Source organism: Providencia burhodogranariea DSM 19968 (genome assembly GCF_000314855.2).
Taxonomy (GTDB): Bacteria; Pseudomonadota; Gammaproteobacteria; order Enterobacterales; family Enterobacteriaceae; genus Providencia; species Providencia burhodogranariea.
Genome location: NZ_KB233226.1, coordinates 197168 through 209259, shown reverse-complemented (window position 1 = coordinate 209259; position 12092 = coordinate 197168). Strand labels below are relative to the sequence as shown.

Sequence of the window (12092 nt, the reverse complement as noted above, 5' to 3'; positions counted from 1 at the left end):
ACAAAAAATGTAAAACGAGAATGTATCTCATTTTCATTCTTGTTAGCAAAAAGTCGCTTCTAGTTTTATGACTATTAATTTCGCGAAATGAGCATCACATTGATTTTATTCAGCATAATTCTTTGGGGGAAAAACCGAAGCGTTTGCGGAAACTCGTTGACAGATATGCAGGTGAATATCCAACTTTCCACGCAATGGAAGAAACAGGTTCAGCACCTGTAGAAAGGAGGCGATAAGCTAATTGTAGTCGCTGTTCTTGGATAAATGGTGCAATCGAGCTGCCAAATAACTGTTTAAAGCCGAAGTTAAGTTTACGGGTGTTCAAGCCTGATAATCGGCTTAGTTGGTATAAATTTGGCGGATTTGCTAAATCAGATAAAATCAGTGCTTTGATCTCATTTAATCGATTTATATCTTGAGTGGTCAGTTTTGGTGTATGAATAGGGTGAGTATCTTGTTGAAGAAACTCAAAAGAGTAGGCACAAAACTCGAGTATTTTCCCCGTGAGATAGATATCACCGAGTGATCCATTTAGTGGGCAATTTAAAATTTGATTACCCAATGTAGTTAATACGCTTCCCGCATTTCGAGAAATTAACTGAGGCCCATCAGTTTTTGCTTTAGATAGTAACTCTGGTTGGTTAATTTTAAAGGCATCTAATAAATTATCCGACAAACAAACGGAAATATAGCGAACATCTTCAGACTGTAAAAAACGTTGCTGACTTTCTTGTTCACTTTGGTTGGCGATCACGCACAGGGATGTTCCCGATAAAGAGACGACCTCTTTATTATTTGGCTGGCATTCCAACTCACCATTCATCATCAGAACGATTTTGATGCCTTTCCATAAAGGTTCACTGCTCCATTTTCCCGCCTCGGGTGTCATTTTCCCATAGAAAAAGAATGAGTCCATGTTGGGGAGCAGGGGAGTTTGTTTACTATTTTGCATTGTTGTTAACCTTTATACCCTTCATACTTCAAGCCGCATCGTTGTTGACTGTACTGAGCAACACGGGCCACATACTTATGTATACTCCCCGAGATATCTTCGTTTGTCGTCTAGATGCGACTCGAATTATTTCGGGTAATTAACGGCCATATTTCAGGTTGTTCAGAATATATTTGTTTATTGCCTAGACGCAACTCGAATTATTTTTTATCTAAAAGATCGGCCATATCAGCAAACATCGATTGCCATTCATTATCATCAATATCCATAAAGCCAAAATAGCGCAGCATAAAAGCACCTTCTGTGGCGAGGAACATCAGTCGTGCCTGTTTTCCACGTTCTGTTGAAGTGTCTAAATTACGGAGCTTATCGCGATACCAAATACGCGTGCTTTCTAAGTATTCTGGTGTTTGTAGTAGAGCAGCCATTAATGCAGCCCCTTTTGCTATTGCCGCTTTGTCATGTTCACAGGTGGCAAGGCGATGGGCATTGATTCTATTTTCTGGGGAGCTATCTTGCTCAATTTCACGATTGAATATTTCATCATAGCTATAGCTCCAACGTTCAAACATCGCATCAATTAAAGCGTCTTTATTACCAAAGCAGTATTGAACCCCACCTTTTGATATTCCCATTGCTTTTGCAACAGCGTCGATCGTCAATGCTGCTGCACCTTGGTTAATCACGATGTCTTCAGCAGCATCTAATACTTTATCGCGATCGATTGTTCGTTGACGTCCCATTTAGCAAAAACCTCTTTTCAATACATACGTATGGATTTATATTATAGCACGATCACTGATAAACAGTGACTAAATAAACTTGTAGAGATGATTTTATGCTAGCAGATTATAGACGCTGGATTGTTTTACTTTTAATTTCGAGTGTACTCTTTCTCATCGTCGTTGATGTCACCGTTTTATATACCGCATTACCGCGATTAACCCATGACTTAGGCGCCACGGCTTCCGAAAAATTATGGATCATGAATGCCTATCCGCTGGTTGTCGCGGGGCTATTACCGGCTGCGGGTATGCTCAGCGACCGTGTCGGCCATAAAGAGATGTTTATTGCGGGTTTGCCATTATTTGCACTGGCTTCACTTTGTGCTGCATTCTCACCAACAGCGACGAGCTTGATTTTATCAAGAGGCTTTTTAGCCGTGGGTGCCGCTATGAGCATGCCTGCCACATTGGCCATTGTGCGACATGTTTTCCTCGACCCAAAAGAGCGTGCATTAGCGATTGGCATTTGGTCGGCAGTCGCATCAGGTGGTGCAGCGCTGGGTCCATTGGTTGGTGGCGCATTGCTTAACCATTTTTGGTGGGGATCTGTCTTCTTAATTAATGTTCCTGTCGTTCTATTCGTTTTGCCTTTTGCTTACTTTTTAATTCCAAAATGTGGTGGTAAAAATGCAAAACACATTGATTATATCGGCTCTATATTGGTTCTCATTGGGCTTATTGGCGCGATTTATGCTTTGAAAGAGATCGGTAAACCTTACACAGATTGGTGGGCTTTCATTATTTCTGCTGCGATTGCTAGCGTGTTTTTGACTATCTTCAGTCGTCGACAAATAGCCGCGGAATCGCCAATGACCGACTTTACATTATTCACTAACCCGCGCTTCAGTGCGGGTATTGTGATGGCAATCTTATCGATGGTGATTATTGTCGGTATTGAACTGTTATTAAGTCAACGATTGCAATTGGTGATGGGTTACACGCCGCTTCATGCCGCGCTTTATATTATTCCTATTCCTGTCGCTTCTGTGCTAGCGGGCCCATTAGCGGGGATGTTTTTACATAAAATTGGTGAAAGACTCCTAACGATATTTGGTTTTACATGCACATTGGTTGGGGTGATCGGGCTTACCTATGTTTATCAAACATCAACGGGTTTGATATTACTGGCATTTTTATTCTTAGTCGGCTTTGGGTTGGGGGTGATTTTCACGACGGCATCAACAACTGTGATGTTAAATGCTTCTGATGATAAAGCGGGAATGGCGGCTTCTATTGAGGCTGTTGCCTATGAAATGGGTAATGTGCTAGGCGTGACCTTCATGGGTGGATTAATGACCGCTATTTATACGATGAAGTTATCGTTGCCAGATAGCTTATCTGTAAATGAAACAGCCTATGACAGTCTTGATGAAGCGGTGATTGTGGCTGAGAGATTGCCAAAAGAGAGTGCAGATTTATTGGTTAATCAAGCCAGTATCGCCTTTGACCAAGCCTTTTTTGGGGTAATGGTTGCAACAATTATTGTATTGATATTGAGCATATTGTTTATTCAGCACTTTTTCCGTACAAAGAAATAAAATGCATTGATTAGGTGGTGATACCGCTAATCTATTATGCAAAAAAATCCGGCCACGTGTAACGTTGGCCGCGATTGCATATGTTGGTAATCAATATAATTTAACGTTTTATTAAACAGATACTTTTAACTTTTTTGCCAGTGAACGGAAGGCTTCAACTTGTTCTGAGAGCAATTGGCGATGTTCATCACGACCCAAGAAAATTTTAAGCATCGCGTCACCAGACGAGTTAAAAAATAGAATTGAGGCGGTATCTATTCCCATAAATTTTCGTTCAATCAGTGCAATATGAGTGCAATTTTCGGCTTTGATATGACCTGTCATGCCCTTTTTGCCGCGTAGATTAAAGTAGCCATGTCGATGAAAACCCGATGGCAGTTCACCTGAAAACTCGAGGATCACATCTTCGGTATGAACAAGCGTGGTGACAGTACCCCATTCATGCACTGTATCCCAGATCAGATCAAAAGACTCACCGCTGGCCAGTACGTAAGTTGGGAGATTTTTAACAACCTCAAGTAGCGTCGTATCATATTGTTTTGCAATCGCTTCCAATGTTCCATCTGGCTCGGTTTTTAAAAAATCAGATAATGCAATATTGCTCATGAAAGCCCCCTTTAAATGGTTTTTTCGACCGCTGATTGCGGTAAATTGAGTTCGGCAATCAGCTCTTGGAGTGACTGCAAAATATTACTTGCCCAGAATCGACCTTCGTTGGTCAGTCTGACACAGCTGGAACTATCCTGCGTAAGCCCCACTTGATACCATTGTTGTAATAATGGCGTGAGCTTCACAGCATGTGGAGTGAGTTGGTCGAGGACAACACGAGCTGTTTCAATGCCCGCTTGTAGCTGATGGCGCCACTGATATTGTGGGTCGATGGTACGCATTAACATCATCAGCGGTTTTTGACCCGTATTAACGGCATCATAATAAGTCTCTAGATTGCGTTCTCCCATCCATGAAAATCCATTTACCGAACCTCCCGCACCTGAGCCAAACGCTAAGCAATCAGCACCTTGCTTTATAAGTAGGTTATACAAATTACGTTCGCGGGTAGTACGTGCCCAGTGGCTATTACTGATACAGCGCCAGCCTTCTTTGTCCATAAATTCGCAACCTTGCAAATAAAGATCACGACGTTCAGTTGGAGAAGGGATTGTAACTCGGCCATTTTCAACGGCTTTTCCAAGTGGAGTACTCGGAATTAAATTGAGTGCGTAGAGATCGACCCCATCTAGACCAATATCGCGGGCAATCGCTAGATCTTCTCCCCAAAGTTTCGCATTTTGTTCGGGGAGACCAAATAAAAGGTCACAAACAACGGCAGCACGATCACGGCGGCACAGATTTGCCATAAAGATTCTGGCTTCTTCCCCATTTGAGGTTCGGGCCATTTTTTTACGGATCTTGCTATTAAATGATTGAATACCAATTGAAAAACGGTTTGCTCCGGCATCTAAACAGGCATCGATTCGCTCATTGTCGAAATTCAATACTCGTCCTTCAATCGTTATTTCGCAATCAGGAGCCAAAGGTAAACAGCGTCTCAACGTACTGATGATGCGGGCAAGGTCATGCGCTGATAATGCCGAAGGAGTACCTCCGCCAAAATAGACTGCATGAATCGGTGCTGATTGGTGTAATTGGCTATCGGCTTCAGCTTCGATTTCGCGAATTAAAACATCGGTATAGTGATGACACTCGTCAACTTTATAGCGGTTTTGATAAAAGCCACAAAAGGTACAGTGTGTGGCACAAAAAGGAATGTGCAAGTAGACCAATCGCTTACGAGCCACGGGGGTTGTGTTGATCAACTGTTGCCAAGTTTGTTGGCGTTTTTCTGGACTAATGGGCATTGCACCGCGCCATGGCATAGTCGCATGGCGATCTTTGAAGGGCTGATTACCCTCCATAGCATAATGAGGTGTTAAATTGAGTTCAGTTTTCAAAGTTAACCTTTTTGAGAATGATAATTCGTATCATTTAGATTTATAGTTTAAAGGTTAATAAACGGTCAAGTTATAAAGCTACAAACCACTTGCTCTTTGATTTAGGTCAAGAGGGAAAGGTAAGGAAGGGGATTTATGTTGGGTCGATATTCCCTATACATAACAGGATTACTTAACGGGAATAATAAAAAGTCTCAATTATGTTGCGCGGCTAGACGAAAAAGAAGGATTGATTTATTTTGCTTTATCAATCTTGAATGAGAATCATTAATGGTGCGAGTTCTCTTTCTTTCTCATAAAGGTGGGATTGACGTTAAGCGCGGAAATAAAAACAGGAAACGGCGAACATAAGGAGCATCAAAATGACTAAACCGATAAAACATCTACAAATGTTTAAACTCGAAGATATGAATGTGCAACAAGATTTAGGTCCAAACTTTGATCCATTGGAACCAAGACCGCCAAGTTTTACCATCCATGTAGCACCAAGGGGTAGTCAAATCTATGATGAGCAGGGGAATATCACAGATAAAACCTCCGATTTTGGGCATACCTACATGACTGTTAGCGGTCTTAATCCAGCAACAGGTAAGTACGAACAAACAAGTATTGGTCTTAGCCCTAGGGAAGATTGGGGTTCGTCGAAAGATAATTTATCCTTTAATGATCATATTCGTTATAAAGATGCTTCTACGCTAACCATCTTGTCAAATAGTGAGCGGTTTCGTAACGATTTGAATAATTTATTTAATGTCGTTAATGATTATAGATCTGGAAAAACCTTGCCGCCAAACTATAACCCTTTCAGTTTAACAGGCGAAAAAACATGCGGTAAATTCATTCAAGCTGTTTTAAAAAAAGCGGGTATACAAGGTGTTCAGATCCCATTGTTGCCAGATGATGCTTATGAGGATTTACAAGAATTGGCTGATGATTACAGAACACCGTTGGTGATTGACTTAAACGGTAATGGTGTACAAACCCTTGCTGATAGCTTTGGGGTTAGCTTCGACTTTGAAGAGAAAGGAACGAAATCACAAACAGGTTGGGTACACCCGGATGACGGGTTACTGGTGTGGGATAAAAATAAAGATGGTTTGATTAATCATGGCGAAGAATTGTTTGGTGATGATAGTTTGCTGAGTAACAACATAAAAGCCAAAGATGGTTTTTCTGCGTTATCTGAATTTGATAGTAATGCCGATGGCATTATTGACCGAAGCGATAGCCAATGGTCTGAGCTAAAAGTGTGGCAAGATAAAAATTCAGATGGCATTAGCCAATCCCATGAATTAACTACCTTAGAAAAGTTGGGAACTAAATCGATTGAGTTAAATGTGAAAGAGACCAATTTTTATGACGATAATGGGAACTTTCATAAATTAATGGCTAAGGTGAATTGGGATGATGGTAAACAAACCGACATTACCGATGTGTTATTTCATCAAAAAATGCCCTCAATACAGATGCCTAGCATACAACAAACTGTCGATAAAATGATTGATGATATAGTCAGTTTTACCCAGCTCAGCAATGGAAATACTGCTTTAATTGCGCATCTCGCGACGGAATATTCATATACAGCTTCACTGGCGACAAACTATTTAAGGTGAGTATGATGAAATCTGTTTTATTGTTCATCGTCACGGGAGCATTAATGATGAGTACACCAACATGGGGAGAAAATACCGATGCTCCCACCGTTCCTACAGTCAGAGATAGGTTGTTCAACCTCGATTATACTGAAACAGAGCTGCGTTATGACCCCGATTTACCCAAACGTACACCGCGCCCAAAAACACAGCAACAGGTCATCGACCTGTATCATAAGGCGTTGGCAGGCAACCATGAAGATGATAACTATTTGTTATTCAAGTTTTTTCGCGTGGGCTGTACGGATATGAATAGCCCGCATTTTTATGCGGAAACGGTAAAAGAAGAGTGCACTCTTGCTAACTTTTTTTTAAATCGGGTTTTAAACATTAATCCCAATAACGGATTAGCATTATTGGCTACTGGATCCAGCTATCAACACGGCGATGGTAGTGGTGAAGAAAATATGCAAAAGGCTATCTCATACTATGAGAAAGCTTATCGTCTTCATGGAAATCGAATACTTACCGCAGGGGGTAATCTTTATGGCATTTATATGCATGGACATGGAGGGGTGCCGAATGATTTTAATAAAGCCAAATATTATTTAGAACAATTAGCAAAAGATAATCCTAGAGGACAGTACGCGTATTACTTAAAGAATTTCGATACCTACGTTGACATAGTGAAAATATCGAATGAGGGTGATAGATGTAAGCAACAAGATCCCAATAATAAAGCGTGGGTAAGTAAATGCATTGATGAAGTAGAGGAAAAAATAGAGGCATACCTAAAAAAATATCGAGGCACACAAAAAGAAATTGATGCAAATGCATGATATCGTTTTTTTGTATTTAAGGTGACGAGACTACGTTAGTGATTTTTTTCACTAACGTATTGAATTTAAGATAAAATATCTTGCGTGACCCTCTAAGGTTAGGAAACAGAATGTCTTTTTATTCTCGTTTCCTAATCATAGCTCTCGATGCTGATAACAGATCATCGCTTCCAGAAAGAGCCGCTGTGTGTGATGCCGCGGTGTTCGGTGGTCAAAATTCCACTTTTAGTGCTTATTTCACTTTTCGGATCAATATTGCCGCTAGGAATGGGAAAATAGCAAATACAGCAAATAGCCAAACTGAGGCTTGCTGTGCACCTTCAATCCCCCCAGGATTAATCAGCCCACTGTTGTTCACGACCACGCCGACCAGTGCTGCCGAGAAGGCAGTTGCATACAATTGGATCGTGATACTTGAGGAGGAAGTGAGATTTTCTTCGCCCTTGGGTGCAGCATTAAATACCCGTAAAACAAGATGTGGCCAGCAAACGCCAATGCCAAGACCCACTCCCATCATCGCCAGTAGATAAATAATAAACAACACAGTCGAGTGCACTAACGCTAAGTTAGGCGTCAAAATGGCGAGGACGACCAGTGAAATAAATATGATGACCGGTCCAGCTCTGAGTATCTTTAATACGATGGGACCCGTTTTATTTGCACTTAATAGAGCACCAACGGTCCAACCTGCTGCCATAATTGCCGTGAGGTATCCCGCAGATAATGGCGAGAAGTGATGGATTGTTTGCAAGAAATAAGGCACATAAATTTCGGTTGTCATACCGCCAACCAACAGACTCATGGATAAATAAAGCACACCCAGTGAGCTTTTAAATGAATACGACCCTGTTGGTAATAAGCGTTTACCTTTTCTTCCGTCAATCAATGCGATGGTGATAAGAATGGCGATACCTGCTAATAATCCAATTGCATTGAACAGTAATTTCTCAGATAAACTGCCGATAGAGATAACTAAAACAGAGGCGACCAACAGCGAAATTGCCAAGACGGGCAGTTTGTTGACCTGTTGCGGTTGGTTTTTCTTTCCTGGAAGTTGACTCATTACGATCAATGCCAGCAGCATCGCAACAGGTAATAGCGCCCAAAAAGCCCAACGCCAATGTCCACTTTGGGCAAAAATTCCACCGATAGCAGGGCCACATAGCGTTGCAATTCCCCACATGCCAGAAATCACCCCCATGGCACGAGACCAAAGTTTTTCGGCAAAAACGATACGGATTAAGGCATAACTCAGGGCAAATAAGATCCCACCACCGAGCCCTTGAAGCGCGCGACCGCCAAGCAGGATTAACATTGAAGGCGATGCAGCACACCAAATAGAACCTAAAATGAAAATCAATAATGCAGTTAAATACGCAAATTTAGGGCCTAAGCTATTGAGTACTTTACTGGAAAGGGCTGAGCCAACAATTGAGGTAGCAACAAATAAGGTGGTATTCCATGCATAATACTCAAGGCCGCCGATGTCATTCACGACACTCGGTAGGATGGTTGTCACGATATAAATATTGATGGCATGCAGTGCGACGCCCCCTGTTAGGGCAATAGTCAGTAATGCATTGGTGCCACGGAGTAAATCAGCCCATTTGGCTTGGGTGACGATAGATTGATCATTGCTCATAGCGAGACCTGCTGGACGAAAGGGTTAAAAAAAAGGTAATATCCAAGTATCGACTTGGATATTAGAGTGACACCATGATTAATGCAAGTAATTACTTTGATAATTTAAACCTTAGCCAAGCTGTCGATAAAGTGCTGTTTTGTATTAAAACAAAAGGGCCTATCTCGACAGCGGTGATAGCAAAAGATTTAGCTATGACGGGAGAAGCTGCGCGGCAGCACCTGCAAAAGCTAACATCCTTAGGGCTGGTGGAAGGCGTGCAATGTGCTTCGCAAACCGGCGCGGGCAGGCCAAGACAAAACTGGGTATTAACCGAATTGGGACATCAACGCTTCCCTGATACTCATGCCCAATTAGCATTACAGCTGATTGATTCTGTGCGAAATATTTTTGGTAATGAAGGGTTAGAGAAGCTGATCAGCCAAAGAGAAGGTGAGATAAAAACCAAATATCTATCTCGTTGCACATCACTATCATTTGTTGAACGATTGCAGGAATTAGCCGAAATTCGCAGTGAAGAAGGCTATATGGCACACGTTGAGCAAGAAGGTGATAGTTGGTTGTTTATTGAAAACCACTGTCCGATATGTGCTGCTGCGACAGTTTGCCAAAATTTTTGCCGCTCAGAGCTGCAATTGTTTCGCGAGATTATGGGACATGATGTAACTGTTGAACGCGAGCAATATTTATTGGATGGCGCAGGGCGCTGTGTTTATCGTGTTCAACCAGAGAAATAACGCATGGCCGAGATAGGTTCTCGGTCGTGGGGAATTTAAAATTGATCTACGTTTGCTAATATAAAAATATTGTTGGGCTTTCGGCCATCAAAAATATGCCAGTCAGGAAGTATTTGCGTAGCGACACGACTTAATTGATGTTATTGAAAAGGATCGCTTAGCGGTCTATTATCTGAAAAGGTCAGCGAAACCCAGCTTTTTGTATTACCTTAAAATGGCAGAGAACAGACCTAAAACCACGGCACCACTGGTAAATGCATGCATAGTATCAATTTCATCACCCCGTATATCAGCAAAGCGTTTTAGTGCATTTTCAGCCGAGCTAGAGTCGATTTCTTCAAACTGTTTTTTAAAGCCAGCCGTTATTAATTTATTCGCTTCTTGCTCATTGTTTTTTTCAACAGCAACCACTTCATCCACTTTCATATAAAAATAATAAGTTTTCATTTTTAGTCTCAAGGTTATCGTGTTTACGAGGCTTATTATGATTAAAAATCAGAGGGTAGCTAGATTTTTAATCATATGTTATGAATGAACAGAAAAGGTCAATTATTGACTTTTCTTACGAAAACACCTTCAAAAAGAGGCATTAACTCGATGGTTAGGTATAATCCCGTAATTGCAAATAGGGTAAGTGAGACAAAGCTACCACTTTCAAAAAAAGAAGTATAACTTTCAATAATGCGCTCCATATTATTTTACTTATTTTTCAGGGTATTAAAGTGGTCAGGGTTGTTAGAACGTAAGCTCTGTTAAATTTACGATTTTAGCAAATTCAGTATCGAGTAACCCGATAGTTACCTTAAGTATATCTTCGGCTAGAAGATTTGCATTAGCAATATCAAAACTGATGACTGCGTCGCTGACTACCGTCATTTTAATACCCAAATCAGCCCCCATTCTTACCGTCGAGTTAACGCAATAGCCGGCTACCGCGCCAATCACGATCAGTTCTGATATATCAGCATGGTCGATGTAGTCTTTTAGGGATGTCGAGGCGAATGCTGAAGAGGTATGTTTGATAAACACAGGTTCATTTGCTTGTTCAGTGAACGCTGTCATTGGAAAGCAATAGGAGGATGAAGGATGTAATGCTGAGCCTTCTTCAACAGTTTGATGTCTTACATGAAGGATGGGGTATTGATGATGTCTAAAGCGGTTAAGGAGCTTTTCCATGTTATCAATACTATTTAATGGAAAATAATTAATACCAGATTCAATTCGCTCAATAACAAAATTTTGCATATCGATAATCAGTAGCGCTTTCGACATTTTCCTTATCCTCATCAGACACATATGTTAGGTTGGTGATTGTGATCACTTAACATCATAATTTCATGGCAAAGTATATCGTAGACTTGTCGCTCTCTGAGTGCGTTTTACAATGCTATTCAAATGGTCAAACTTCATTCAAATCGCGGTGTGTAATCGAGTGTATGACAGTTTTGATAACTAATAAGCTCGAGGTGTCGATTGCAGTGATTTTTTACGACGTTGATTTATCCACCATGCATAAAAGCCGCCGGATATTGCGCCTGCAATGTGGGATTCGGTTGAGATAGTTTGATGAACGGGTAATAAGCCGGATGCCATGGCGCCAAAATAAAATAGCACCAGAATCGCGATAATAATATCAGAGAGGCGGCGGCGAAAAATGCCCTGTGCGATCAGTAATCCCCAAAGGCCAAAAATCCAACCACTGGCACCAACATGAACAGCATAGCGACCCACCAGCCAAACGGCGAGTCCTGTCGTGATAATGATAAACAGTGAAGCATACAGATACTGCCTGATTTGATCGCGCAAGAGTAATGCACTGAGGATCAGCAAAGGCGGCAGATTACTCAATAAATGGCTCCAACTACCATGAATAAACGGGGCAAGCAGAATGCCAGCCAGCCCGTCAATGGTTCTTGGTATTATTCCGAAGGCCGTCAGCGCGTAACCCGTTAGGCTGTTGATAATTTGTATCGCAACCAGTAATCCCGTCAAGATGACGAGCAATTTAATACGCTGAACCAACCATGGCTTCATGATAATGACCGCCTTTTATTG

Annotated in this window: 12 protein-coding genes; 4 read left to right on the top strand and 8 right to left on the bottom strand. The window is 41.4% G+C overall.

Going from position 1 to position 12092, the window contains the following annotated elements:
- Window positions 1-109 precede the first annotated feature (109 nt).
- Together OOA_RS18465 and OOA_RS18460 are read right to left on the bottom strand one after the other, a co-directional pair.
- Window positions 110-952: a helix-turn-helix domain-containing protein gene (locus OOA_RS18465; protein ID WP_008913693.1), complete on the bottom strand. Its 843-nt coding sequence runs from the start codon at window positions 950-952 to the stop codon at window positions 110-112.
- A gap of 200 nt (window positions 953-1152) precedes the next feature.
- Window positions 1153-1695: a TetR/AcrR family transcriptional regulator gene (locus OOA_RS18460; protein WP_008913692.1), complete on the bottom strand. Its 543-nt coding sequence runs from the start codon at window positions 1693-1695 to the stop codon at window positions 1153-1155.
- Between the two features lie 95 nt (window positions 1696-1790).
- On the opposite strand from OOA_RS18460, the gene OOA_RS18455 reads away from it, so the two are divergent.
- Complete coding sequence (locus OOA_RS18455; RefSeq protein WP_008913691.1) at window positions 1791-3275, top strand: MFS transporter; 1485 nt, start codon at window positions 1791-1793, stop codon at window positions 3273-3275.
- Window positions 3276-3386: 111 nt separating this feature from the next.
- Here the strand turns inward: OOA_RS18455 and hutX are convergent, their stop codons facing one another.
- Window positions 3387-3881, bottom strand: coding sequence for a heme utilization cystosolic carrier protein HutX (gene hutX / locus OOA_RS18450; RefSeq protein ID WP_008913690.1), 495 nt, complete (start codon window positions 3879-3881; stop codon window positions 3387-3389).
- A gap of 11 nt (window positions 3882-3892) precedes the next feature.
- The gene (gene hutW / locus OOA_RS18445) at window positions 3893-5191 is read right to left on the bottom strand and encodes a heme anaerobic degradation radical SAM methyltransferase ChuW/HutW (RefSeq protein WP_236611279.1); all 1299 of its coding nucleotides are present in this window, start codon (window positions 5189-5191) and stop codon (window positions 3893-3895) included.
- Window positions 5192-5589: 398 nt separating this feature from the next.
- Here hutW and OOA_RS19850 point away from each other — a divergent pair, with 398 nt between their 5' ends.
- Both OOA_RS19850 and OOA_RS18435 read left to right on the top strand, forming a co-directional pair.
- The gene (locus tag OOA_RS19850; protein WP_008913688.1) at window positions 5590-6840 is read left to right on the top strand and encodes a hypothetical protein; all 1251 of its coding nucleotides are present in this window, start codon (window positions 5590-5592) and stop codon (window positions 6838-6840) included.
- A 5-nt stretch (window positions 6841-6845) separates the two neighbouring features.
- Window positions 6846-7658, top strand: a complete 813-nt coding sequence (locus OOA_RS18435; protein WP_008913687.1) for an SEL1-like repeat protein — start codon at window positions 6846-6848, stop codon at window positions 7656-7658.
- Between the two features lie 232 nt (window positions 7659-7890).
- Here the strand turns inward: OOA_RS18435 and OOA_RS18430 are convergent, their stop codons facing one another.
- Entirely contained in the window at window positions 7891-9300 is a 1410-nt protein-coding gene (locus tag OOA_RS18430; protein WP_008913686.1) for an MFS transporter, read from the bottom strand.
- A 74-nt stretch (window positions 9301-9374) separates the two neighbouring features.
- Between OOA_RS18430 and OOA_RS18425 the strand changes: the two genes are divergently transcribed.
- Window positions 9375-10037 carry a helix-turn-helix transcriptional regulator gene (locus OOA_RS18425; RefSeq protein ID WP_008913685.1) on the top strand — a complete coding sequence of 221 codons (663 nt, stop codon included), beginning with the start codon at window positions 9375-9377 and terminating at the stop codon, window positions 10035-10037.
- Between the two features lie 204 nt (window positions 10038-10241).
- Here OOA_RS18425 and OOA_RS18420 read toward each other — a convergent pair whose 3' ends face one another.
- From OOA_RS18420 to OOA_RS18410, 3 genes are all read right to left on the bottom strand, one after another.
- Window positions 10242-10484, bottom strand: a complete 243-nt coding sequence (locus OOA_RS18420) for a hypothetical protein (RefSeq protein ID WP_008913684.1) — start codon at window positions 10482-10484, stop codon at window positions 10242-10244.
- Between the two features lie 288 nt (window positions 10485-10772).
- On the bottom strand, window positions 10773-11309 hold the full coding sequence (locus OOA_RS18415; protein ID WP_008913683.1) for an isochorismatase family protein: 537 nt from the start codon (window positions 11307-11309) through the stop codon (window positions 10773-10775).
- A 180-nt stretch (window positions 11310-11489) separates the two neighbouring features.
- The gene (locus tag OOA_RS18410) at window positions 11490-12071 is read right to left on the bottom strand and encodes a rhomboid family intramembrane serine protease (protein ID WP_008913682.1); all 582 of its coding nucleotides are present in this window, start codon (window positions 12069-12071) and stop codon (window positions 11490-11492) included.
- Window positions 12072-12092: the final 21 nt, after the last annotated feature.

What these genes read in the sequence shown, in the direction of transcription:
- OOA_RS18410 (WP_008913682.1), bottom strand. Translation starts at nt 12,071, where the DNA reads ATGAAGCCATGGTTGGTTCAGCGTATTAAATTGCTCGTCATCTTGACG.
- OOA_RS18465 (WP_008913693.1), bottom strand. Translation starts at nt 952, where the DNA reads ATGCAAAATAGTAAACAAACTCCCCTGCTCCCCAACATGGACTCATTC.
- OOA_RS18425 (WP_008913685.1), top strand. Translation starts at nt 9,375, where the DNA reads ATGATTAATGCAAGTAATTACTTTGATAATTTAAACCTTAGCCAAGCT.
- OOA_RS19850 (WP_008913688.1), top strand. Translation starts at nt 5,590, where the DNA reads ATGACTAAACCGATAAAACATCTACAAATGTTTAAACTCGAAGATATG.
- OOA_RS18430 (WP_008913686.1), bottom strand. Translation starts at nt 9,300, where the DNA reads ATGAGCAATGATCAATCTATCGTCACCCAAGCCAAATGGGCTGATTTA.
- OOA_RS18420 (WP_008913684.1), bottom strand. Translation starts at nt 10,484, where the DNA reads ATGAAAACTTATTATTTTTATATGAAAGTGGATGAAGTGGTTGCTGTT.
- OOA_RS18435 (WP_008913687.1), top strand. Translation starts at nt 6,846, where the DNA reads ATGAAATCTGTTTTATTGTTCATCGTCACGGGAGCATTAATGATGAGT.
- OOA_RS18455 (WP_008913691.1), top strand. Translation starts at nt 1,791, where the DNA reads ATGCTAGCAGATTATAGACGCTGGATTGTTTTACTTTTAATTTCGAGT.
- OOA_RS18415 (WP_008913683.1), bottom strand. Translation starts at nt 11,309, where the DNA reads ATGTCGAAAGCGCTACTGATTATCGATATGCAAAATTTTGTTATTGAG.
- hutW (WP_236611279.1), bottom strand. Translation starts at nt 5,191, where the DNA reads ATGGAGGGTAATCAGCCCTTCAAAGATCGCCATGCGACTATGCCATGG.
- OOA_RS18460 (WP_008913692.1), bottom strand. Translation starts at nt 1,695, where the DNA reads ATGGGACGTCAACGAACAATCGATCGCGATAAAGTATTAGATGCTGCT.
- hutX (WP_008913690.1), bottom strand. Translation starts at nt 3,881, where the DNA reads ATGAGCAATATTGCATTATCTGATTTTTTAAAAACCGAGCCAGATGGA.